The organism is Pseudomonas sp. TAE6080 (assembly GCF_018732265.1).
GTDB classification, from domain to species: domain Bacteria; phylum Pseudomonadota; class Gammaproteobacteria; order Pseudomonadales; family Pseudomonadaceae; genus Aquipseudomonas; species Aquipseudomonas brenneri.
This window is the reverse complement of the sequence record NZ_JAHIDY010000001.1, coordinates 460,522-482,924: the sequence shown is the minus strand read 5'-3', so window position 1 is coordinate 482,924 and position 22,403 is coordinate 460,522. Positions and strand designations below refer to the sequence as shown.

Here is a 22,403-nt window from a genome sequence, read left to right as displayed (position 1 = left end):
CGACAAAGCCCCGCATATGCGAGGCTTCTGGGGTTAAACAAAAAATTGCTGGTTAACGTAAGTACGTGCCGCTCTTACTCGGCTTGATCCGCGAGCCAGCCCGGTGGATTCGGGCGTAGATCAACATTAGGAAAACCCTCTACTGTCGGCCAATCCCTTAATGCCTGCCTGTATCTCAGTACCTCGGAAAACTGCTCAGGCGTGATCATGGTTTCCTGGCCCATATCTACCTCATCACGGTGACGGGTCACTATCCACTCGGTAGTGGATATCACCCGGTCTCGCCAGCGCCGCTCCTTGTCGGCCAGCTCCTCGCTGGTTGGAAGCAGGGGCGGCGCTGCAATCGGTAGCCCGTCTTCGTCCGGAACAACCCGGCCACCTTGCTCCCGGACCCGCAACATCCGCTCGAACACTTCTACGGACACCTCCCGCACTTCATCTGGCATCGAGCAGTCATCGCTGCCAGGTTCGCCATGGATGTCTGATCGGAAAAAGGTTGTGGTAGAAGGGCTGAAGTAAAATTTCATGCATTACCTCCCGAAAGCGATTGCGCGAAAACGACCCTCGGGGGAGAAGTTCCCGCCGGCGCTGATTACGAAACGATCTTTGGTGACGTCGCCGACAACAAAGCCGAGGTTATTTCCATATCCCCCTGATGTAGCGCTGAGCAGAACAGGAAATACGCCGAAGCATTCATTTGGGAAGGAAACGGGGAAGTAGCGAAGATCATTCGGCCCCGTGCTTTCTGTCACATCAAACACCTGCTGTATCCAGCCGTTCGGGAGTTTCAGAGTTCCGGTACCAGATGAACTCGAAACGGTCGCGTTTGAAGACGTCCATAACGGATCGCTTGTAGCCCAACGAATCGGGCCAGCTCCAGGTAGCGCCGTTCGAATATGCGCCACACCATTATTTGCACTGATACATACCGCGTTTTTTGTCCCATCATGACGCACCCAGTCCGCCCCGTCCCAATAGCAGTTCTGAGCCACAGTCGACTCTAACGGGGATGAGAGGAACGCATAGGTTCCGCCATGAACATCAATGCTTTCGCCTGGCAGCGGGTTGTGATTGCGAATTGCATCCGTAATCCCATAAGAGGCCAGAGAGTTTCCCTTGTTAGCCTTGGCATTCAGCCTGTAATCAACATCGACGACACGGTACGCATCCGTAATACCGTAACCAGCCAATGTCGTGGCATTGGAAGCCTTGCCGGCTAACAATCCCATTATGGTGGTGGCAAAGTTCGGATCGTTACCCAGTGCCTTCGCCAGCTCGTTCAACGTGTCCAATGCGCCCGGCGATGAATCGACCAGCCTGGCGACGGCGGCAGCAACGAAAGCGGTGTTGGCCGCTTGGAGCGAGTTTGTTCCTGGCGCAGCAGTAGGCACCGTAGGAATGCCCGTCAGCGCCGGGCTGTTCAAGTTGGCCTTGGCCGCTAACGAGGCGGTTACGGTGGTCGCGTAGGTATTGACCGCCGCCCAGACGAACGCACAATTTGCCAGCTCGCCGAAATTGCTACCAGGGGGCGCGGTTGGCGCGGTTGGTACACCGGTAAAGTTAGGGCTCGCCAGGTTGGCTTTTGACGCAGGGTCAAAATTCCCGTCGTGCCACACGTACCTCATCGCATACGAACCATCTCCAAGAACTCGGCGGAAAGCTAAAACATCGGAACCGCCACCTATGTGACCAAAAATATCGAATGCAATATTTCCACCCGGCCATTTCATCCGCAGAAATAACCCATTGCTGGAGACCGACGGCTTGTCGGTAGTTGCGGGGATATAGGTTCCCAAAGTGGTTACTGGTATGTCGGCGATGGCTCCAACAACGCCCGATTGTGGCGTAGAGGTGAGACCGTTGGTGATGCCATAGCCTGCGAGAGTCGTGGGGTTGCTGCCCGACACCACAATGCCCCGAGCATTGATCGTAACCCGATGATAAGTACCAGGCGCTTTATCCGCCGGCAGTACTTCACCAATCGAGCGATCCACATAATCCCGTGTCGCCAGCACAATCGCCGGATCGATCTTCAACACCACATTGGTAATGCTGGAAACGACGAAGTTCATCCGCACGATCTGCGTGCGACCCGAGCCCTGTGAGAGCACCGGCTTGAAGCTGGGCGCGCAGTTGGAGACCGCTACAAGATCACCCTCTTCGTCATACAGCCCAATCTCCCGAATCCACCAACCCCCTACATCTGCCGGGATGACTTGTTCGGCGATGATGACGGCAGGGTTTACAGGATCGATGGTGAGTTGATTCAACGGCGCCCTGCGGCGTTCATTGATCAGCTTGGTTTGCGTAGCACTGGGCACCGGATCGGTACCGTTAGCATCTCCTACACCCAAAGCCGTGAGCTTCCAAGGAAGCCCCAGGGCATTGGCGTTTGCCAGTTTGGCGGCTCCCACATTGGTGAGGATCGCCATGAATTGCGAGTTCTGATCAATCATGGGTACACGTCCAGGGTGTCAATACTGTGTTCGCGTCCAGCCACACTGATGTAGCCGGTGACTTCAATGTCACGCTGTACAGGGGGATAGACGTCGATTACGTCGCCTTCGTAAACGGCAACACCTATATTTATGGCGCCTTGGGTTTCCAAACTGATCGCTAGGCCCGTCATGTGACGGCTGACCGGTTTGGCATCATCAATAAGCCGCTCCAGCTCCAGATAGGCCTCTTCGGTGATTCCGGTATCCAACACGCCGACCTTCAAGGCAAAGGTGCCGGGGACGCCCTCGGGCTTCGTCTCCCACCACTCCAGCACCTCGATCAGGTAACCCAGCGGCTCCACCACCCGCCGCAGTGCGCCGATGGTGCCCTTGTGGGCATGCACGTAGAACGCCGAACGAATGGCCGAGCGCTTGACCGCTTCGGTCCAGCGGGTATCCCAGCGGTCGACGGACCAGGTCCAGGCCAACCAGGGCAGCAAGTGCGCCGGGCAAGTGTCCGGGTTGTACAAGGTGCGCAACGGGATCTCGGTTTTCTCAGCCATCGCGGCCTCGATGGCGCGCTCCAACTGGGTGCTGCTCAGGGGTAACAAACTGCTCATGTCAGCCTCCAAGCACCACAGTGAACCCGGTGCAATATGCGGCCTGGGACTTGCTCGGTTTCAGGTCAACCCAGTTTTTCAGCTCGACCCGGCCAACACCGCTGATATGCACCTGGGCATCGACACCAGAACGGGCGACTTCCAGGGCCAGCCGTTTACGGGGGTTGACCCAGGCGGCTAGGCGCTTCTCAGCTTCAGCCCGGATCGCTTCGTTTTCCGGGCCGGCACCGATCATGTGCAGCACCGCATCGATCCGGTACTCCAGGATCTCAGCGCTTCGCACCGTGAGGCGGTCGCCCACCGGGCGGATGTCATCGTCGCTGAGTTTCCTGTGCACCTGATCAAGCAGCGCCTGATCAGCTCGTCCGCTGCCGGTCAGACTCAGCACCGTCACGACCACATCCGCAGGGGCCGGGCTTTCTGCCGTGGCGTCGGCCACCAGCGCCGAGGCGTTGCGAGCGTGGAAGATGTAGCTGTTACGTGGGCCGGCAGTGGTCAGTCCCTCATAGACCAACTGGATACGCTCGCGCAGGGCATCGTCAGATTCCCTGACTTCCTCAACGGGCGGCACGGCCAGTAGGTTGGCTGGCTGAATCACCAGCCGCTGCAACTTGACGTTGGCCGCCAGCTGATCGAGATCCTCCTTTTCGGCATAGGCCAGCAACAACGCCTTGGCCGCATCATTGACCCGTGCCCGGTTTTGCATCTTGCCGTAGGCGAACAGCTCCAGCAGCTTGACCACCGGATCGCTCTCCAGCGCCGCCGACCAGTTGTCGCCCATGTACTCGCGAAACGCCGCGAGCGCTTCGTCATACAGCGCCTCATAATCCAGCGACTCCAGCACCTGCGGGGCCGGCAGTGCCGATAAATCCACCGTACTCATGCCGACACCTCCAGCAGTTGCCGCTCGCCCAGGTATTCGCCGGTCAGCTTGAAGTCGATACGGCCGCCAACGACGGCGACGACCTGCACCTGTTCCAGTTTTAGCCGCGGCTCCCACCGCTGCAGCGAACGGGCGACCTCGGCCTGTACCGCGCTTTTCCAGCCTTCGTTCACCGGTAGGTCAACAAAGCGCCGCAGGAGGCTGCCGTACTCAGGCCGCATCCGCCGACTGCCCACAGGCGTGGCGAGAATGTCCCCAATGGACTGCCGGAGATGGTCGAGCCCGGACAGCGGTTTGCCGGTGCGGCGATCCATTCCGATCATCGGGGCTACTCCGTTATAGGGATAAAGTCAGGATGAGCACTGAGACACTCGAACTGCTCGTCATCAAACGTTGCAGCGCAGCCTCCTGAAACTGGAATGGTTTGCCCTCCTGGCGTAACCACGATTCGCGAGGTGTAGACCGTGTCACGAAAAAAACAAGCCGGGCCTATATAAGTTGGCTCTTGGTTAGTTTTGTCGGCCCCCTGTGCATTACCAGGAAAACCTTGCGGCAACGGATTCAAACCCGATACCGGCAAAGCTTCAATCAAGGAGGTTGGTTCGAGTTCGCGTTTGGTCTTGCTCATAAATGGAAACTCCAAAAACGCAGAAACCCGCACGCGGCGGGTAAGGGATAATGGGTCTATCAATGTTTGTGGTTGGCCGTATTGCCGCCCGCATCAATCACTTTTCCGGCCGTGCTGATGTCGCCGGTCGCGTCTAATGTGCCGTCGATACTCACCGAGCCCACCAGGTTGATTTGACCGGACACCAATCGCGCACTGTCCGGCGTCATCTCCAGCACCGAGCCGCCGACCTTGATGGTGACGGCGCCGGCCGGCAGGTCGATGGTGTAGCTGTTGGCCTGCCAGTCGTAGACCAGCGAGCCGCCATCCTCGAAGCGCCAGACCTCCACATGGTCGCGGTTGTCTGGCTGGGCACCGGCATTGCCGTACAGGCCTGGGATGAAGGTGCCCATCGCTGGCTCGCCACTGGGGCTCAACAGCACGCCCTGCTCTTTCAAGCTCGGCGCCCGCCAATGGCGCGCCTTGCCTGCAGCTTGAGAGTGCCAGCGTACCCAGGCACTGACCCAATCGCCCGAGCGCACCCGCACCATGCCGGTGGAAAGGTCGACCGCTTCCACCACGCAGGGCATGAGCATGGAGGCGATCATGCGATCATGCTGGGCGACGGGATAGCTCATCGCAGATCCTCCGGGGCGACGTACTTCCCTTCATTGCCGACGCCAGTATCTTCATTGAAACCAATCCGCAAGCTACCTGGCGGCTCATCCGGCCACGGCCATTCCTCTGCGCCCAGGCAGATGGTCTGGTCCCACTCCACCAACCAGACGAAATAGCCGTCCAGTTCAGGCTTGGTCCAGTCCTGGGTAGATCGCACAAACTCGGCGCAATCTACATCCAGCCCCCAGCACTGGCCCCGCAGCAACACGGCCAACTGAGAGGCCAGTTGCACCGCCTGGCGTTGCGGGTCGAGGCTGATCGAGTCGACGACGATGCGCGCCTCGAACTTGCAAACCAGCGACGTTTCCCCGGAGCCGATATCCTGGCCGGGTTCCATCTCGGCCAGCTCCAGCAGCACCACGGGCGTGGGGATGGTGGTGTCTGCCGACAGGTCCGGCCAGAATGTGGCGCCCTGGATTCCCGGCAAGTGCTCCTGCAGGTGTTGCTCGATGGCCTCATACAACTGATCGAGGCTGAATGGCTGATCAGACACGGGCGGTCCCCTTCAGATACTTCTGCAGTTCAAAGTTGAGTTCCTGCTTGAGGATCTCCAGCAAGCGCTCATCGGCGCGTTTCACCCAGCTGTCGAAGTGCGGACGCACCTGATCCAGCGAGACCTTGGCTTTTGCCAAGGGGAAGCGGTTGTCGCTTTCCTCAACAAAACCCGAGCGCCGCCGGCCCTGTGAACTGTCGGGATAGTCCGTGCTGTTGAAGTGCTTGCTGGAGGTGCGGATCCAGATATCAGGACTGTTACCGTAGACCTGCTTGAAGAACGCGCCCTGATACCGCCGCCCCGCCACCGAAACCCCGGCGCGAGTTTGTCGAGCCCGGCCGATGCGGCTGGCCTCGATGGCGTTGACCCCGAACCACAACTTGCCGCGCATGGTGCCGCTACTCACCGGGTAGGCCCGTAAGCGCTGCCGGACGGCGCCGATGGCGATCCGTTCCTGCTTGCCCACGGCCCTGGCGATGTGCGTGCGCAACCAGCCCAACGTCTTGTTGATGGCCCGCCGCTGGGCCGCCGCTGCCGCTTTCGGCACCAACTGCCCGAACTCGCGCAACGCTTGGGAATGCACGGCGGACGGCTGAATGTTGATCATCCCGCTGTCGCGTTTCTGCTGTACGTAGCTGCCAACACTCATGGGCGCCTCCTCAAAATCAGAGCCACCAGTCCATCACCGCCGGGCTCCAGCTGCAGCAGGTCGTAGTCGCCGCCGCCGTCCAGCACAGGCAGATCGACAGTGACCCGCAGGCCTTTGCTGAGCCCGTCCGAATCCTTCACGCGGATCTCAAAACGTGGCTCGCGGATAGCGGTCTGGACCTTGCCGAACTGCGGGGCCTTCCAGGGTGCGCTGAACATGCCCAGCACCGGCTCGGCGCGACCTTCGATCAAGGCGGTATCGCCCAGGGTGTCGAAGATCACGTCGTCGATGTCGTCGATCAACTCGCGGAAGGCCACGGTCAGAGTTCCAGCAGGATCTGCGCCCGAGGCCGCGTGCAGAGGTGCAGTGGGTTGGACTGCGCCTCACCGGCCACGCCCTTGTTGAAAGGCAGCGGCTCGATCTTGCTGTAGTACGGGATGCCCTGGGTGTTGACCGTTTCCATGTAGTCGGCCGGCGCAAAGGACGAAATGTAAAGCTCAGGCACGCCCTCGGGGATCAGCAGCGCCTTGTCGTCGTGGACAAACGACACGCCGGCAATCTTGCCGCGATAGCGCTCCCAGACAATCCCGCCGAACTCGAAGCTTTCGCGGGCATCACCGCGCAAGGCGGCGGCCTGTTGGCTATTAAAGTAAGTCTCTTTGACCGAACGGTGGACGATCAGTTTGTTCCAAAAGTTCTTGCCGCAAAAAGCGCGGGAGCCAGTGCTGGTGATGCTGCCCAAGGCGTCCTCTTGCATATCCAAGGCTTCGCCACATTTGACCCGCAACTCAGTGTCAGGACTGTTCAGGCCCATCGGCATCTTCTGGCGTTGCACACCGAAGGTCTTATAGATGTCCAACAAGACCGTCTTGCCATCGGCATCCAGCACCTGGCCGTTCAACGCGCCCATGCGCTGAAACTCATGGGTGGCGTCCAACTGTCGCCGGGCCTTTGCCAGGCGCTTGTTGACTACGTCCTGCACCGCCTGCAACTCACTGCGTGTACCGAAGGCACGGATACCCTGGATCTCATCCGCCTTGATGGTGAAGCGCTCAGGCAAATGCACGGTGTTGAACGGGATCAGTTGACGTCGGGACCCCGCGACCACCAGGCCAGACGTGCCACGCTCACCGGCTGGCACCAGAGCCAGGGTCTCGCCGTCCTTCTCGATCTGCACGGTCAGGGTGCTGATGCCCTCTTCGCGGAACAGATTGAGGCCGCTAATGCGACCAGGCAGGTATTCCTGATCATTGATTGCAGCGGTCAACGAGGAAACGCTGAACGCATCGTCTTCAAAAATGGCAATCTCGGCCATGGGGTACTCTCCAGAAATGAAAAATCCCGCACTCGGCGGGATGAATAAACGGGGGGATCGCCTTAGCGGACGATCACGAAATTGGCGGCCAAGGCCTTTTCACCTGCGGGATCGAGGCCAGTTAAGTGGGCTTCGCTGACCTCGGCCAACCGCACCACGGCACGACCGCGACGAGGGACATCCGACTCGCCCAGCGGCCCCCAGAGGATCGCGACAGCGTTTTCGGTGCCGTCTTCTGCGGTTGGTGTATACGGCGCGAACTCGCCCGAGAGTGTTACCAATCCAAGGATCTGGCCGGGTTGCAGCGCTGGCCCTGCTGCGACGTTGATCGCTTCACGGGAAATATTGCCGGCGCCTTCGGACAGCAGGAACTCACCTGCGTGCATCGATTCAGTTTTCATGCTCTTGCTCCTTTCGAGGTTCCGTTCTGCGCTGCCTGACGGGATGCCCAGATCGCTTGGGGGTCGGCCTGTTTGGCCTTGATTGTCGGTGCTGGGTCATCCCCCAGCGGCAGGCTGTTGTCGATTTCAAAACCGCCACCTTTGCCAACCAGCTTGTCGAACAGACGCGCCCGGACAGCGGCCTCGTCCAGGCCGGCGCTGATGAACTCGCCGGTCAGCTCTGGCAGACGTGCGGCAACACAAAGGCTATGCAGCGCCTTCGCTTTGATCAGTGCTGCCTGGATCACGGCCTCGCTTTCAAGCTTGGTCGTAGCGAGCAACGGCTCCACCAGGTTGCTGATGCCCGCTGCTGCACAACCCTGCGTCACCATCAGCGCCAGCTTGGCCGCGTCCAGCACAGGGGCCGGCGGGTCGCCTGGTTCCGGCGGTTCTGGTTCTGGTTTTGGCTCCGGCTCGTCTTCGAGCTGGGCGAGCAGCTCGGCGGGGGCGTTCTGGAAACGCTGCAGCACACTGCCCTGGCCGAGACAGGCTTGAACCTTGAGCCCGTCGCCTACCTCATCGGCCAGCCCCAGCTCCACTGCCTCGTTGGCGGTGAGCCAGGTTTCCGCGTGGACCATGCGCCGCAGCTCCACCTCGTCGATGTCCGGCGCCTTGGACTTGTAAGCCGCGATGATCGCTTCCAGGGTCTGGTCCAGCACATCGGCGACCCGGCGGAAGTCTTCAGCATCACCACCGCTGAAGGTGTAGGGGTTGTGGATCATCAACATGGCGTTGGCCGCGATCACCACCCGGTGCGCGCCGCAGACCGCGACACTGGCCGCGCTGGCCGCCAGGGCATCAATACGGCCGGTGCAGCGCTCGCCCAAGCGTGACAGCGCGTTGTGGATCGCCAGGCCGTCGAACAGATCGCCGCCGATGCTGTTGAACGCCACGATGATCGGCGATGTGCCGTCATCCATGGCACGCAGATCCTGCACGAACTTATTGGCCGTAACACCCCACGCGCCGATCTCGCCGTATACGAAGATCTCAATGCTGCGTTGCTCGGCTTCGCCGCTGGCCTGGAGGGTGTACCAACTCTTGTCCGCGACCTTTACCGGCTTGCCAGCCTTGTCATAAATGCGCGGGATCGCTTTTTTGCTCATGGTTGTTCCTTGTCATCAATCGGCTCGATGGCATCAAGCGTGGTGTAGTTGAGGCCAAGATCATTGGCCCTGGCGAGGTCAGCGGCGTTTTCCGCGTCGATGGTTTCGGCGTCGTAACCGTTGCGTAGACACATCTCACTGCGCGAACCGAAGCCCGCCTGCACTTCCATCCGCCGCGCCTGCACGTCCTGCACCGGCTGGATATAGGCCCAGCCTTGCGGTACCCAACGGGTGCGCAGGTATTCGCGCCGACGCTGCGCGTAATCCTCCAGCACCAGAGCACCAGACAGGACCGCCATGTCCATCCAGGCAGCTCGCACCGGACGGCATAACTGATGCACATACACGCCGAATTGCAGTTGCTCCAGGCGCCGCCGGAACTCGTTGAGCACCACCCGCAGCGCCCGGTCGTTGACCTCGCGCATGTCGCCCGTGAGGATCTCGTAGGGCGTGCCCGAACCCGCCGCCGCAGCCATCAGCTGCTGACGCATAAAGTCCGGGTAGTTGTTGCCGGCGTCTGGTGGTTTGGAAAACTCCACCTCTTCACCTGGCCCTAGCTCCTGCATGGTGCCGGGCTCCAGAGCGACCATCGGCGTGAAGCCGTCGCGGTCCAGATCCAGCGGTTTGCCGGTGGTGGGATCTCGTGGCTGTTGCGTGGCTTCCGGCGCAGGCCTGCTGATAAAACCCGCAAATAGGTTGGCAACTTCCTGCCGGAACAACACCGCGTCATCGTAGTTATCCAGGCTGCGCAGGCGTTTCAGGACCGGCGCCAAGCGAGGCACGCCACGCAACTGGCCCGGCTCCACCGGCTCGAAGATGTGCAGCACCTGGGTGGCCGGAACGCGCACCAACTGGTTGTAACCGCTGTTCAACGACGACGAATCGCGAGGATGAGAGCGGTACATCCAGTACGCCACGCGCTTGCCTGCTGGGGTGAACTCGATCCCGGCGCGGATGATGTTGCCGTTTTTGGTGGTCTCGAATTTGTCGTGCGGAACGAACTCCGGGGCCAAGGCTTGAAGTTGCAACGGCACCGCCAGCCCTTCGTCCATGCTGCGTGGCCGCAACCGGACAAAACATTCACCGGCCGTTTCCACGGTGCGAGCCACCAGGGCTTGCATGCCATAGAAGTCGGTCAGCTCGTCGGCGTCTGCCTCGTCTACCCAGTCATCCCACAGTTGCTGTTTCACCTTGCGTAGCGCGGCATCGTTGGTGGTCGGCCTGGGCGTAATGCCCGTGCCGATCAGGTTGCTGACGCGCTTGTCGATGACGTTGAACGCATAGGGATCGTTGCGCACCGCCGCCCTTGAGCGCGCCCGCAAGTTGCGAAGAGCCGGGGTGTTGATGCTGTTGATTCCGTTGTCGCTGGCTTCCCAACTGGCCGAACGGCGGCCCTCCCCGGCGCCTTCGTAACTGGCCTTGATGTTCGACGGCAACAAGAATCCACTGCGCGAGAGCGTCGGAAAATTTCGGGCCATTAGATCCCCTTGCCTCCATGAGTGAGCCGGATCACGCGAGAGCGGGGCCCGGCGGAATCGGTCAGCGACGTGCGGATCTGGTCGCGGGCCTTGAGTAGTTCGTCAATGGAACGGTATTCCACCGTGCGGTCGCTGTAGCGCACGGTCTTTTCACCGCGTGCGATGGCGCGCTCGATGGCTTCGAGGTGCTTCGGGGTAAACGACATATCAGCGTCTCTTCAGGTAGCCGCTGGTGGAGCTGCGGCGTTGTTGGGGTGCAGCGGGTTGCGGTTGGGCGACCTGGGCAACGGGTAGCGGCGCCGGTTGCGACTGGCGCGCCGCGACGGGTCCAGGCGTTTCGTTGTCGGCGAGGCGCTCACCCTGAACGGGCTTGATGCCCAACGGTTCGTCAAACAGGCCGGACTGCGCCAGCGCCTGCCGTACCCGCTCCCAGTCGTGTTCTTGGTAGCGGTTGATACCGAGGTAATGTGCCATCGCCAGGCAGTACACCATCAGGTCGAGCGCTTCGTTGCGTTCGGCCTTGCCCTTGACCCACTCGATACGCTTGTAGCCTTTAACGTACCGAGCCACCTTGCGCTCGGCCACGCACTGGGCGAAGAACTCGTCCGGCAGGTCGTTGGCAAAGTGCAGCGAACCAGGGCCGTCCTCGAAGGCGTAGCGGTTGTAAATCCAGTCCTTCGCGGTGTCGGTGCCGACAAACCACAGCTCGGCGCCGCCGCGTTCGGTCTGGCCCTTCCAGGTCACGTCGACCATGGACGGCCGCTGAGCAATCACGGGCTTGCCGGGCTTGCTCGCGCCCTTGATGGCGAAAATGTTGCGCCAGCGCCGCACACGGCAGAACTGGTACACCTCGTCGGTGTGGTGACCGCCGGAGTCGACGCCCGTCGCCAGGATCGCCAACGCAACACCGCAAGGGTGCCGGTATCGAACCTTGAGTTTTTCGTCCAATACCGCCCAGGTGCGCTCATCCGCAGGGTCGCCCCAGATCACCTGGTGGTCGACCACCCAACGCTCCATGCCCACGCCGAAGCCCATCACCATCAGTTCCAGGCGGTTGGCCTGGACGTCGACGGCGCCGGTCAGCATCAGTACGCCCACCGGCATGCTGCCGAGGGTGTAGGTCTCCAGCCGCGCCCGAGCGACCAGCACCTCGGCCTTGGTTTGCTCTTGCGCGCTGTCCCAGACCTTGGCGAGACGGGTGTTGTAGAACACCTGCATCAGGCCCATGTCGCCCTTGGCTTGAGCCTTCTTGGCGTCTTCAAACTCCTCGGCCAGTGACGGCCAGTCCTTCCAGCCAATCGGCGAGTACAGCGCGTTGAGGTGAAAGCCCACCGTCTTGCCGTCGCCGTTTCCATGGGCGCGCCACTCGCCACGGGCGAGCATGTCAGTCTTGTGGTGTTCCTCGATCAGCACGTCACATTCAGGCGCGGCGCACTGGTAGTGAACCGTGCTGTAGTCCTTGCTGTAGAGCAGCCGCTCCCACTCCAGCACCTGCATATGCCCGCAGGTTGGGCATGGCACGTAGTAGTAACGCTGGTCGCTGGACTCGAACAGATCCGAGATTCGCGAGGCGCCCTTGATCGTGGGCGAACTAGAAAAGTAGATCTTCGCGTTGCGGCCAAAGTTGGTCGCCCGCGTTTCCGCCAGAACGATGGGGTCACCTTCCTGGCCGACATCGTTTTCCCAGCGGTCGACCTCGTCGCCGTAGATGTAGCGTGCCGAGAGTTCGGACAGGTTCGCCGCAGAGCCCGCCGTGGTGACGTACAGGGCGCCGCCCTCGAACTCCTTGGTATCCATGGTGTTGCGGGCATCCCGCGAGCGGCTGGCCGCTACACGCTTCGCCAGTTCCGGGGTGGCCTTGATGGTCTTGCTGATCCGCCCGGAAACCCGCTTGGACAGGCTCAGACTGGGCAACAGCGCCAGGATGTTAGACGGCGCCATGTGGATCAGGCCGCCCATCCAGTTCAAGGCGATCTGCGTTTTCATCAGCTGCGAAGCCACCATGGTGACTACGCGCCGACACGGGTGAGCCGGTGACAGGCAGCGCATCGGCTCGCGGGCATATGGCGTCCGCTCGGTGCGGTACTGGCCCGGTTCCGGCGCGCCAGTGTCTCGCGGGATGCGCATGTACTCATCGGCCCACTCGTCGATCCAGAGGTCTGGATCAGGACGCAGCCCACGGAAATACGCCTCACGGTACGCACGGTCACCGTCAGGAATTTCCGTGGTCATAGGTCAGCTCGTCGTCATCGCTCGTTCAAGGTCGGAGGAGGACATGCGCTCAGCCTCTTCCAGTGATTTACGGAGTGTCGCCGCCAGGTGTTTCTCGATGTCCCAAGGGTCGGTCATGGCTGCCAGCTTGTGGGACAGCTGGGGCAGCAGGCCGAACAGTTGGTCGCGCAGATGGCGCCCCGCGTTGTAGGCGCCCAGCTCGACAGCATCCCTGGCAACCAGCGAGCCCTGTGCCTTGTGCAACTCGATCTCGGCCAGTTGCGCCAGGTTGTGTTCGCGCATGGCGCGAGCCTTCTGGAAGTCGTGGCCCTTGGCTGTGATGGGCTGCTGCGGCGCAGCCGTGTTAGTCGGCTCGACCTGGGGGGACAGTTGACTGTAAACGTCACGCTGGATCCGGTCCTGTTGGTGTCGAGCCGCGACGGCGGCCTTGCTGGGGTCGGCGGTTTCGAGGATCAGTGCTTCGGTTGCCAGCACGTCCACCTGTTTGCCATCCGGCGACAGCACCAGGCGGTTGTTGCCTTTGAGCCAGGTGATGTAACTCGGCGTCCTGCCGATGCGAGCCGCGAAAGCGCTTTTTGACAGGAACAGTGGATCCGTCATAAGCCCTCCTTTTCAACGGCTTTTCAATGGAAACCTTTCAATTTCAATGGATTGAATTTCAGTAAGCTGGCAGCCCTGCCGCTAACGCTTTCCCGCGGGTTTCATGCCCCGTGTCCCTCGGATGCCGCCAGGGTCCCCGGCGATTTTTCGGCGCTTTATTTTAGTGCGACTCGCTACAGGCCACGTATTCCGTGACCTCCAGCGCATTACACCTGACCACCGCCGGAGGGTGGCACATCACACACGCCCAACCGCTTGGCGGCCCAGCGTTCGTACAGGCCAATCGCGACGTCGGCGCCGGCCATCGCGGTGAGGCACCCAATGCTACCCGCTGCCAGGACCGACATGCCCGATGCATGCAGCAACATCATTGTGGAAAGCCCGCAGACTACGCAGGCTCCGGATCGAAGCAGCAAGCGGCGAACCAATGACCAGCCGCTCACCCCTGCCTTGTCGGCCCGCCATGCTTCGCCCGAGATGCCGCCGACCAGGGACAGTACGATCACCATCCAGATCGGCATATCAATAAGCGCTTGCTGCTCGTTCGTCATCGCCCTACCCCATAAACGCAAAAACCCGGCGCAATGGCCGGGTTTAGTGTGGTGGTGAGTGCCGCTCTCTGCGGCCGCACCTATCGAAGATGACTACTTTTTACAGGTGGATTCCGGTGGCAGCAAGACCGTTTTAATGCCACTCGGCCAATGTCTGGGCTACGCCCTGGCAATGTCGGTGAATATCTTTATTCCGGCTTCCAGCGCCTGCGGCGCTGTCTTACCTGCCCTACCATCCTGAATAAAGGTAGGACAGCTACAGGCCCCTGAATTCGGGGCTTTGCCCTACTGCCCTACCTTTTTTAACTTTTCCTCGTGTAAAGAGAGAAAAACTAAAAGCACGCATGCGCGCCCATGGCGCGTGATGCATCGCGCTACGCTCACATGCGCGGAGTGCGATAACAGGTAGGGTAGTAGGACAGGCCACGAACTGCGCGGCCTGTAGCTGTCCTACCTTGAAAAATGGAGGTAGGGCAAGGCCGGACAGTAGGTCTGGTGCAGGCTTTGATATAGGAGTGATCACGCAGCTTTTCCCATCAGCATGCCGGCAATGTGAAGGTGAGCTTCATGCAGACGTTGATAGTAGGTATCCCGGCTGCACCCACAGTGCGTGTACTTCTGAGACAGGAAACTTTCGTGGTTGCAGTAATGCTCCCAAACGACCACCGATAGCTGCGCAGGCAAGTGTTTGTTGACGATCAACTCGATATCGGCCGACTCGTCCAACAAGATCCGACTACCGCGAGTACCGCGTATCAGCTCGCCCTTACACTCCATCAGCATGGCGATCATGTTGCCGCCACTTGGCCCACCAGAGTCTTCCGGCACTGGCGAATGCAGATCCTGCGCCCAGAGCTTGAGCATTTCATCGATTCGCTTAATCAAAGCAAGGCTCCTCGTCCCGTGCGCTATCAACCTGCAGAGCTGATGCATTGCCCCAATCATCTGGCTTCTTGTAGGCATATGGCCGAATACCACTTTTAGGCAACGGCGGCAGTCGCACCTTTCGCCATCCGAGGCGATGCATGATTGCCCCCACACGCATTTGCTCGGGCTTACCCCAATGGCCGTAATCGAGTTTCAGCGCGCCAGCTAAAATATCCTCTCCGCTTGCTGTCGCGCCGATCTGAGATTCTTCCAGCCACTTGACGACCGGCCCCTCCCACTCATCCACGACAAAGCGCGATTCCTGCGCCTCGGCGAATAGTGGCGCCTCATCCCGATTGACCCACCAAATGTCACCGGACTGATAACTGAACATCGCTTCGGCCCAGAGCTGGTCGCGGACTTCGCGTAACTGTTCCAAATCGACCTTGGTACATGCGACAGGCCAATAACGCCGGTTACCCGTGGCGTCTTTGAGATATTCGTCTTGGTTCGTTGTACCCACAAAAACACACTGGCGTGGCACGTCCATCGTTCTTCGGCCATAGCTCTCGCGATAGGTGTCAGTCGAAGCAGAGAAGAACTGCTTAGCCTTTGTCGACTCAGCTTTGTTGAAACTGTCCAGCTCCCCCAGCTCAATGATCCACTTACCACGGATCGCCTGGAAGCCATCTTTATCGCCCAGGGCGAAAGGTGTATCCATAAACCAGGCACCGCCTAGCACAGACATTGCTGTTGATTTACCAGCGCCCTGCGCCCCTTCGAGGATCATCACCGAGTCAGCCTTACAACCTGGCTGCATCACGCGCCCGACCGCTGACACCATCCAGCGCTTACCAACTTTTGAACTGTAGTCAGTTGCTTCAACGCCCATGATGTCAGTCAACCAGGTAGCCAACCGTGGAACACGGTCCCATTCCAGACCATGGAGGTAATTGCGTACAGGATGGAAGGCATGATCATGGGCAACCACACTAACTGCTTCGATCACGCTGCTGGACTTGACCCGAAGGTTGTACTGTTGCGCGAGCCACTTCATTACAAGCATGTCGTCGATATCTGCCCAGTCGCCGACACCGCCTCCGTATGGTGCCGCCCGTAACTTGACGATTTTGGAGCTGAAAGCACTAAAGCCAATCACGCCGGCCCAGCGCTCATCGTTGCCGAGAATTAATTCGACGTTCTGCATGTGCGATATCAGGGAGCCTTTTTCAGTTCGGGCCAATTGGTCTTTCCAACCACCAGCTGCAGGAGGCTTGACCACCGCCAACACCTGGCGGCGGACAGCCTCCAATCCCTCAGCAACATGCAGGTCGTTGAAGTCCGTCCACTTGACCTCGCGCTCGACAGAGAACACAGGGGCGACTACCTGACCACCGACAATCAGCGCGGCGTTGGTGGCTTTCTCCTCACCTGGGTTCCACGGATCACCGTTTGGGCGCTTGGTTTTCCAGTCATCGTCGCGGCAGATGATCAGCGGACAACCGGGGAAACGCTCGCGCATGGCCTTGGAGACCGGCAGAAGGTTACCCGCGTCAAAGGCGATGGCGACAGTGAGCGAAGTCGCCATGTGCAGGCTTGCGCCCGTGGCGTAGCCCTCACATACCAGTACCGGCTCGCCTGGTTCAGGGTGAGGGCCGATGAGGTGGAAGGCGCCTTCCTTCGACATGCCGTACGGCCAGTACGCCTTGTCGCGCCCGGTGTCCTCTTGCTTAACGGGGAAAATCACCTGCAGGCCGACGATCTGGTCGCGCACGTTGCACATAGGCACTAAAAATGCGCCGGTACGGGGCGCATAGCGAACCTTGAACCCTACTATCTGCTTTCGATCCAGATAGGCGCTCTTGCCCTTTTCAGGCATGCGTTTGAACAGACCGGCCGCACGGTTGGCAGCTCGGCGTGACGCGTTGGCCGCAACCTCGGCAGCTTTCCGCTTGGCATCTTCCTGTCGAGCACGCATGACTTCGCGCTCTTCGGGGCTCATACGCCCGGCCTTGACCCTGATCTTTTGGGTGTCGCCAGAGCGCCAGTCACCGAAGCTGCCGAAGATCAGCGTCTCGTTTTTTTGGGTCCGGTGTTCATGGACCACGTACCAGCCGTTTTTTTCCTTGCCTTTGTCCTGAGTGGTTTTACAGCGGGTCAGCTTACCGAACACTAAAGGCTGTTCGGGTTCCAAGCCGTAATCCGCGAATTGATTGAGGACTTCATCGAGCATAACGTGCAGCCCTCAGATCTTCCACAGACTGGCATTCGACGCAGAAGGTGCATCCGGGCTGAGCTAAACGCCGGCCTTCCGGGATCGGCTCTAGACACTCAGCACAGATTTCAAGCGAAGGCGCCGCATTAGCGGCCTTGAGTGCAGCACGTTTGGCCAGGATATGATCCAGACCGTCCTGCACCAGCTCATTGGCAAAGTCAGCTATATCAGCCACGGCCCGCCCCCCGGGTTGTCTGGTTGACGTACTGAGCACGGTTGAGCATGCCCAACAGCCCCTGGATTCCGCGAAACACTTGCAGGCGAATCTCGGCCAACTCCTGGTCATTCACGACACCGTCGCCAATGCTTTTGGCCCAGGTGTCAGCCAGATCAGCCACCTGGCGGAAGTAGACCGCAATGCCGGTGGTCAATGTCTCCGGCATGTCGTTGGTGTACGCCTCGGCAAGCTCCTGCCAGGTCGTGTCGCCGACCAGCGCGTGCACCGCATCGAGAATGCGACGGTCCTTGGTCAACTCCAGGATCTCGCCGAACTCTCGGACGTTGATGACATGGTTAGGATTGGTATTGGTCGGGGATAGTTTGTGCTGCAAGGTGGTTCGATTTCGGCCGGTGGTGGCGGCGATTGCAGCAGCGCCGCCTGGGTAGTCCCGTGCGGCGTGGTACAGCGCTAATTCGAGCGTCAGGACTTCCCGTTGTGCTCGATCAACGCAACTCAGAGCAATTCGGCTCATGGCATTAATCCTTATAAGTTGCCAGTGCCGCGCGACGTGCAGTGGTGTTACATTTGCCGCGTGGCTTGAAAGGGCCCAAACGCCGGCAAGATCCTCAAGATCGAAACCGGCACCGTGCCGAGGTGAGTGATCCGTCTCTCACCTCTGGCGCAACAGCTGCCTAATCTGTGGTGGAAAAGGCAGCAACCCAAGACATCCGTGTCTTGGCAGCGCGATAAGGGGAGGTGGTTTGCATGTGGTGTGCCCTCCTACCTTTGTCGCGACCCGACAGCACTGTGGTGGTGTGTGCCGGGAGGAACTGGGCGGCCCTTGGGTCGCCTTTTTTCTGAGCCGCTTGCGCAACTATCTGTAGTGGAGGGAAAACCTCATCAAGCGAACAAGTGGCTCCGAGCTTGTTGAGCGCAACGATGATGGCTCGGCACTCAGCAAGTCCGGGAGTACGACGGCCAGCCTCGTAATTGCTAACACGAGTCTGGGTCCATCCCAAAGCAGTGACTAGTTCCCTCTGCTTTACACCCGCGATCTCTCGATACTCAGCAATGCGATTCATGTAGTGATCTCCAGTAACTCGCCGCCATACTAAGCACGATTCGTGAACTTTTCAACACGCAAAGTGCGAAAAAAAGATTTCATAGCGTGGTAAAAAAAGCACATGAACACATTAGGCAATCGCATCAAGCAGTATCGGAAGGCAAAAGGCATGAGCCAGCAGGCTCTAGCTTTTGCTTGTGGCTGGGAATCCCAATCTCGAATTGGCAATTATGAAAAAGGAACGCGCCAACCCAACCTTCAGGATCTAGAGAAACTCGCTGGAGCCCTGGGTGTTTCGTTTCCTGATTTGGTGGCGGGCCGTGATCGCTCTGAAATCGAGTCATTTCCAGATGCTATCCAGGGTCGAGTGCGCTCAGAAGATCGCCTCGTCATGGATTACGGGCGCTCAAGAGATAAAGGAAAGCCGGTTAGCAGCAGTATCGGATGGGCCAAGGACGGAAAAGTGCCGGTGCTAGGTAATGCTCAACTAGGGAATGAAGGTTTTTTTGAAGCTCTCGATTTCCCCCCAGGTCATGGTGACGGGTACTTGAACATCCATAGCGACGACCCTGATGCGTACGGTTTGAAGGTAACGGGAGACAGCATGCTGCCCCGTATCAAAAACGGGGAGTTTGTGCTGATAGAACCTAATAAAAGCTTCTGCAGTGGCGATGAAGTCATGGTGCGAACGTCTTCAGGACGGACAATGATTAAGGAATTTATCTACCTTCGCGATGGGATGTACAGGCTAGACAGCGTGAACGCTGAACACGACCCCATTCACATAGCGGAACAAGATGTATTGGAAATCCACCTAGTAGGCGGAATCCTGAAATCATCACGCTTTCTGCACAGCTCCGCAGATTTTTAATCACGGTATGTATTGACAATAAACAGCACAATGCGTGATATTTGCCTCACTCTTCCACCACAGAGCGAGGCAACACCATGCACACCACAGCTACCCTGCACGTCCACCCGGCCGCTGCTAACCCTTCCCGCGTCTTCGAAATCCGCCGCCTAGCACAAGACTGCGGCTGCACTTTCATTGCATCCAAACCCAAGCTCAAGCAACACAACGTACCTGCCCCATTTGATCCAAATGGCGGAGGGCATGCTGCATGAGCACGTTCAAAATCGACAATCGCACCCTTGCCCTACTGCACGCCCAGGTCAACCTGAGCGAAACCTTTAATCACACCTTGCGTTCCGCTCCACGTCGCGAGTCACTCGCCTTTCGCCTGAAAGTCGAGCGCAACAAAGCCGACACGCACTTCACCGTTGAGCTGGGAAGCGAACGCCACACGCTGACCCTTACCAACAGCAAAAAAATGCATCTCAAATTGGCCGACCTCATTGAAGAAATTGCCAATGGCCCCGTCGATTCCAGCAATCCACCTGAGTCGCCGACCGCACCTCACGCAAGCCGCCGCTATGGCACCTTTGAGGTGGAACACAAACAGCAGGTGTTCGAGTTGGTGCGTACCGGAGGCGCGATCAGACTCGACCTGGGCTTTGAGCAGCCCATCAATCTGGCGATTCACCGCAACAAAACACGGACCGGTATCACCACCATCATGAGCATCGGCGTGAAGTCGCCGCGCACCAAGTGCTTCACCGTCTATGGGACTGATATCGAGCTGTACGGCATGGTCGCCGAATCCATCAACCACCTGGCCGCAGCAGCGACACCTGCCGCGCATGCAGCCTAGGAGGCCGAGATGGAACGTAGTCTGGAAAAAACCGCCAAGTACTTCGACCTAACCCGCCCCAAGCTGATCGCCCTAATGCGCGAAAAGGGCTTGCTCAACGACCGCAACCTACCGGCCTTCCCCGTCCGTGATCGCGAGTACCTACGGGTTAAAAACAGCAACTGGTATCACGAGACCGCCGGCATGCAGTACAGCCAGTCGACCAAGGTCCGGCAGGCTGGCATGCGCTGGTTGGCCGAGCAACTCGGACTCGAATTGCCAGCCATCCCGGCAGACAACCGTGACGTGGCCTAGGGAGTATGCCCGCCAGATCGTCGCCATGCGCACACGCGAGGAGCGCAACGCTGCGCTTCTCGAAGTGCCGGAGCATTTGCGGGAGCTGACCAAACGCCACTGTTTGAATGCCTGGAACCACCCTTCACGACTCAAACGCAAGGAGGCCGGTGCTCATGAGTAACTCCAGCCAAACACCGCTACGACTGTTACCCGCACCAGAGAGCGCCACCGTCGAGCTGGTGTACCGAACCTTCGGTGACGTACTGATCCCTTTGGAGGCAGTGCGCGTGAAGTACTTTCGAAATCTCAATGAGCAAACCTTTGCATCCGATCTAGATAGCGGACGCCTACCACTACCCGTGACCACGCTGAAGGATAGTCGTAAGTCCCCTAAGTACGTCCACGTCCGCCACCTAGCGGCGTGGATCGATATCCGCGCCTATCTAGCTGATGAAGAGCAAGCGAAAAAGCAAACCTGTTCAGTTGGGCAGAACAACTAATCCAGAAATAGCTGTCACCACCAGCAAAAAAACCACCAGGAGCACACCACATGACTGCAATTGAAACCTGCGCGCTGATTACCATCGTTATCGCACTCGCGATCCTCTATTGGGTCGGCTATCGGGGAGGCCTGATTGATGGCCGCATCGAAGGTATCGACGAAGGTAAAGCCATTCAGCAATCCGATAATTCAGGGGAGATTCAAGACCTGAAGCTTTTGCTTGATCAGGCCCAGGACCACCATAAGCAACTGTATTCCCACTATAAGCAGGCACTGGCGGCGTCGAAACTGGGGGAACCAGCGCGTCAAACCCTCTTGGAGATCGCCGAAAAGCTGCGAATTGCGGCAGAAACATTCAGCGCATTCCGTACCGGTAAAAAGCTAGAGCGCGAGTCACTTTCCCTCCGCGACCAAGCTCTTGCCATGGCAGCGTTACTAGATCCTGCGGCACCAAAGTTGGAAGCGGCCCCAGCGAGCAGCTCAATCACTGAGCCCCAAGGTCAGTGGGTGATAGAGCGCGGGCCGATAGAAGCAATGTGCCCTGCAGAAGCCCGCAAAGCAGCGGAGTTCTTTCGAACCGAAGCGGAAACTTACGCCCGAAACAAAAAAACAGTCGGCGGTGAAGTATGAGCCGCGCCATCCACATGCTGCGCTTGTCACCACAAGCCGCCGGAACACTGCAACAGCAGCACGCCAAGGCCGCTAAAGAATTGCGCGCCCTAAACCGCTACAACAAGGAGTTCGACCGACAGCTGAAAGCCCTGATTGGGTATGACGCCGTGCGCCAATTGCACAAGGCGACCGACAACGCCCTGCTGTTGGCCGATCTCGTGAAGGAGGCCGCATGAACTGGATCCTGACCTCCACCGGCAAACGCTTTGATCTGTTCGAGCCCGACACCGACATGATCGACCCACGGGACATCTCGCACGCGCTGGCCCACCTGTGCCGCTTCAACGGCCATACCCGTGAGTTCTACAGCGTAGCCCAACACAGCTGCATCGTCGCCGAGCTGGTGCCGGAAGAACACAAGCTCGCGGCCTTGCTTCACGACGCCACCGAGGCATATCTGGGTGACATGACCCGTCCACTCAAACAGTGGATGCCCGACTACCGGGGCTTCGAGGACGTGATCTGGATGCGCGTTTGTGAGCGCTTCAACCTAGCCCTCGAACTCCCGGCTAGCGTGCACCGTGCCGACCTGATTGCACTTGCGACCGAGCGCCGCGACCTCATGCCAACCGATCCGGCTATCTGGGATTGCTTAGTCGGCATCGAACCCATGGTTGAAATCATCCGCCCATGGCCTGCCGCAGAAGCCCGCATCACCTATCACCAACGCCTGATGGACCAACTCGCTATTGAACATCGGAGGAAAGCGGCATGAAGAACCACCAGGACAACGCCAAAGCCCTGCCCGCTTTGCTCCGCACTGCAGGTGGCGTCGACACCCAAGAA

Annotated in this window: 31 protein-coding genes; 8 read left to right on the top strand and 23 right to left on the bottom strand. The window is 59.3% G+C overall.

The window, feature by feature from the left end:
- Positions 1 to 74: 74 nt before the first annotated feature.
- The 23 genes from KL786_RS02250 to KL786_RS30015 all read right to left on the bottom strand — a co-directional run bounded on the left by KL786_RS02250 (position 75) and on the right by KL786_RS30015 (position 18,474).
- Complete coding sequence (locus KL786_RS02250; RefSeq protein ID WP_215516588.1) at positions 75 to 527, bottom strand: phage tail assembly chaperone; 453 nt, start codon at positions 525 to 527, stop codon at positions 75 to 77.
- Between the two features lie 3 nt (positions 528 to 530).
- Positions 531 to 2,456, bottom strand: a complete 1,926-nt coding sequence (locus KL786_RS29350) for a phage tail protein (protein WP_252193541.1) — start codon at positions 2,454 to 2,456, stop codon at positions 531 to 533.
- Positions 2,453 to 3,058 carry a phage tail protein I gene (locus KL786_RS02240; RefSeq protein ID WP_215516587.1) on the bottom strand — a complete coding sequence of 202 codons (606 nt, stop codon included), beginning with the start codon at positions 3,056 to 3,058 and terminating at the stop codon, positions 2,453 to 2,455. Before KL786_RS02240 ends, KL786_RS29350 begins: the two co-directional genes overlap by 4 nt.
- A 1-nt stretch (position 3,059) precedes the next feature.
- Positions 3,060 to 3,941 (bottom strand): baseplate assembly protein, encoded by an 882-nt coding sequence (locus KL786_RS02235; RefSeq protein ID WP_215516586.1) that lies wholly within the window; start codon positions 3,939 to 3,941, stop codon positions 3,060 to 3,062.
- Positions 3,938 to 4,264, bottom strand: coding sequence for a GPW/gp25 family protein (locus tag KL786_RS02230; protein ID WP_215516585.1), 327 nt, complete (start codon positions 4,262 to 4,264; stop codon positions 3,938 to 3,940). The genes KL786_RS02235 and KL786_RS02230 overlap by 4 nt, the downstream gene beginning before the upstream one ends.
- A gap of 5 nt (positions 4,265 to 4,269) precedes the next feature.
- Positions 4,270 to 4,569 carry a hypothetical protein gene (locus KL786_RS02225; RefSeq protein ID WP_215516584.1) on the bottom strand — a complete coding sequence of 100 codons (300 nt, stop codon included), beginning with the start codon at positions 4,567 to 4,569 and terminating at the stop codon, positions 4,270 to 4,272.
- A 59-nt stretch (positions 4,570 to 4,628) separates the two neighbouring features.
- Positions 4,629 to 5,186 carry a phage baseplate assembly protein V gene (locus KL786_RS02220; RefSeq protein WP_215516583.1) on the bottom strand — a complete coding sequence of 186 codons (558 nt, stop codon included), beginning with the start codon at positions 5,184 to 5,186 and terminating at the stop codon, positions 4,629 to 4,631.
- Entirely contained in the window at positions 5,183 to 5,719 is a 537-nt protein-coding gene (locus KL786_RS02215) for a hypothetical protein (RefSeq protein ID WP_215516582.1), read from the bottom strand. Before KL786_RS02215 ends, KL786_RS02220 begins: the two co-directional genes overlap by 4 nt.
- Complete coding sequence (locus tag KL786_RS02210) at positions 5,712 to 6,368, bottom strand: phage tail protein (RefSeq protein ID WP_215516581.1); 657 nt, start codon at positions 6,366 to 6,368, stop codon at positions 5,712 to 5,714. The genes KL786_RS02215 and KL786_RS02210 overlap by 8 nt, the downstream gene beginning before the upstream one ends.
- Positions 6,365 to 6,685 (bottom strand): head-tail joining protein, encoded by a 321-nt coding sequence (locus KL786_RS02205; RefSeq protein ID WP_215516580.1) that lies wholly within the window; start codon positions 6,683 to 6,685, stop codon positions 6,365 to 6,367. Before KL786_RS02205 ends, KL786_RS02210 begins: the two co-directional genes overlap by 4 nt.
- Before the next feature lie 2 nt (positions 6,686 to 6,687).
- On the bottom strand, positions 6,688 to 7,683 hold the full coding sequence (locus KL786_RS02200) for a major capsid protein (protein ID WP_215516579.1): 996 nt from the start codon (positions 7,681 to 7,683) through the stop codon (positions 6,688 to 6,690).
- Between the two features lie 62 nt (positions 7,684 to 7,745).
- Entirely contained in the window at positions 7,746 to 8,084 is a 339-nt protein-coding gene (locus tag KL786_RS02195; protein ID WP_169900688.1) for a head decoration protein, read from the bottom strand.
- Positions 8,081 to 9,229 carry a head maturation protease, ClpP-related gene (locus KL786_RS02190; RefSeq protein ID WP_215516578.1) on the bottom strand — a complete coding sequence of 383 codons (1,149 nt, stop codon included), beginning with the start codon at positions 9,227 to 9,229 and terminating at the stop codon, positions 8,081 to 8,083. Before KL786_RS02190 ends, KL786_RS02195 begins: the two co-directional genes overlap by 4 nt.
- Positions 9,226 to 10,707, bottom strand: a complete 1,482-nt coding sequence (locus tag KL786_RS02185; RefSeq protein WP_215516577.1) for a phage portal protein — start codon at positions 10,705 to 10,707, stop codon at positions 9,226 to 9,228. The genes KL786_RS02190 and KL786_RS02185 overlap by 4 nt, the downstream gene beginning before the upstream one ends.
- Positions 10,707 to 10,913, bottom strand: coding sequence for a phage head-tail joining protein (locus KL786_RS02180; protein WP_120733737.1), 207 nt, complete (start codon positions 10,911 to 10,913; stop codon positions 10,707 to 10,709). Before KL786_RS02180 ends, KL786_RS02185 begins: the two co-directional genes overlap by 1 nt.
- 1 nt (position 10,914) lies before the next feature.
- Positions 10,915 to 12,939 carry a phage terminase large subunit family protein gene (locus KL786_RS02175; protein WP_215516576.1) on the bottom strand — a complete coding sequence of 675 codons (2,025 nt, stop codon included), beginning with the start codon at positions 12,937 to 12,939 and terminating at the stop codon, positions 10,915 to 10,917.
- A 3-nt stretch (positions 12,940 to 12,942) separates the two neighbouring features.
- Positions 12,943 to 13,539 (bottom strand): terminase small subunit, encoded by a 597-nt coding sequence (locus KL786_RS02170; protein ID WP_191947146.1) that lies wholly within the window; start codon positions 13,537 to 13,539, stop codon positions 12,943 to 12,945.
- A 206-nt stretch (positions 13,540 to 13,745) separates the two neighbouring features.
- Positions 13,746 to 14,090, bottom strand: coding sequence for a phage holin family protein (locus KL786_RS02165; protein ID WP_215516575.1), 345 nt, complete (start codon positions 14,088 to 14,090; stop codon positions 13,746 to 13,748).
- A gap of 519 nt (positions 14,091 to 14,609) precedes the next feature.
- Positions 14,610 to 14,975 carry a PA0613 family protein gene (locus KL786_RS02160; protein ID WP_120733746.1) on the bottom strand — a complete coding sequence of 122 codons (366 nt, stop codon included), beginning with the start codon at positions 14,973 to 14,975 and terminating at the stop codon, positions 14,610 to 14,612.
- The gene (locus KL786_RS02155; RefSeq protein ID WP_215516574.1) at positions 14,968 to 17,190 is read right to left on the bottom strand and encodes a VapE domain-containing protein; all 2,223 of its coding nucleotides are present in this window, start codon (positions 17,188 to 17,190) and stop codon (positions 14,968 to 14,970) included. The genes KL786_RS02160 and KL786_RS02155 overlap by 8 nt, the downstream gene beginning before the upstream one ends.
- Complete coding sequence (locus KL786_RS02150) at positions 17,180 to 17,518, bottom strand: TraR/DksA C4-type zinc finger protein (RefSeq protein ID WP_463988061.1); 339 nt, start codon at positions 17,516 to 17,518, stop codon at positions 17,180 to 17,182. The genes KL786_RS02155 and KL786_RS02150 overlap by 11 nt, the downstream gene beginning before the upstream one ends.
- Positions 17,400 to 17,924 carry a phage regulatory CII family protein gene (locus tag KL786_RS02145; protein ID WP_162947755.1) on the bottom strand — a complete coding sequence of 175 codons (525 nt, stop codon included), beginning with the start codon at positions 17,922 to 17,924 and terminating at the stop codon, positions 17,400 to 17,402. The genes KL786_RS02150 and KL786_RS02145 overlap by 119 nt, the downstream gene beginning before the upstream one ends.
- 160 nt (positions 17,925 to 18,084) lie before the next feature.
- Positions 18,085 to 18,474, bottom strand: coding sequence for a helix-turn-helix domain-containing protein (locus KL786_RS30015; RefSeq protein ID WP_215516572.1), 390 nt, complete (start codon positions 18,472 to 18,474; stop codon positions 18,085 to 18,087).
- A gap of 102 nt (positions 18,475 to 18,576) precedes the next feature.
- On the opposite strand from KL786_RS30015, the gene KL786_RS02135 reads away from it, so the two are divergent.
- The 8 genes from KL786_RS02135 (at position 18,577) to KL786_RS02100 (ending at position 22,332) form a co-directional block, all read left to right on the top strand.
- A complete protein-coding gene (locus tag KL786_RS02135) occupies positions 18,577 to 19,326 on the top strand; it encodes an XRE family transcriptional regulator (protein WP_215516571.1) in 750 nt (249 codons plus the stop codon).
- 250 nt (positions 19,327 to 19,576) lie between these two features.
- Positions 19,577 to 20,167 (top strand): hypothetical protein, encoded by a 591-nt coding sequence (locus KL786_RS02130; protein WP_215516570.1) that lies wholly within the window; start codon positions 19,577 to 19,579, stop codon positions 20,165 to 20,167.
- Positions 20,168 to 20,176: 9 nt separating this feature from the next.
- On the top strand, positions 20,177 to 20,461 hold the full coding sequence (locus KL786_RS02125; RefSeq protein ID WP_215516569.1) for a phage antirepressor KilAC domain-containing protein: 285 nt from the start codon (positions 20,177 to 20,179) through the stop codon (positions 20,459 to 20,461).
- Between the two features lie 25 nt (positions 20,462 to 20,486).
- Positions 20,487 to 20,624: a hypothetical protein gene (locus tag KL786_RS02120; protein ID WP_215516568.1), complete on the top strand. Its 138-nt coding sequence runs from the start codon at positions 20,487 to 20,489 to the stop codon at positions 20,622 to 20,624.
- Positions 20,617 to 20,943 carry a pyocin activator PrtN family protein gene (locus KL786_RS02115; protein ID WP_215516567.1) on the top strand — a complete coding sequence of 109 codons (327 nt, stop codon included), beginning with the start codon at positions 20,617 to 20,619 and terminating at the stop codon, positions 20,941 to 20,943. The genes KL786_RS02120 and KL786_RS02115 overlap by 8 nt, the downstream gene beginning before the upstream one ends.
- Before the next feature lie 50 nt (positions 20,944 to 20,993).
- Positions 20,994 to 21,575: a hypothetical protein gene (locus tag KL786_RS02110; protein ID WP_252193540.1), complete on the top strand. Its 582-nt coding sequence runs from the start codon at positions 20,994 to 20,996 to the stop codon at positions 21,573 to 21,575.
- A complete protein-coding gene (locus tag KL786_RS02105; RefSeq protein ID WP_215516566.1) occupies positions 21,572 to 21,793 on the top strand; it encodes a hypothetical protein in 222 nt (73 codons plus the stop codon). Before KL786_RS02110 ends, KL786_RS02105 begins: the two co-directional genes overlap by 4 nt.
- A complete protein-coding gene (locus KL786_RS02100) occupies positions 21,790 to 22,332 on the top strand; it encodes a phosphohydrolase (protein WP_215516565.1) in 543 nt (180 codons plus the stop codon). Before KL786_RS02105 ends, KL786_RS02100 begins: the two co-directional genes overlap by 4 nt.
- Positions 22,333 to 22,403 lie beyond the last annotated feature (71 nt).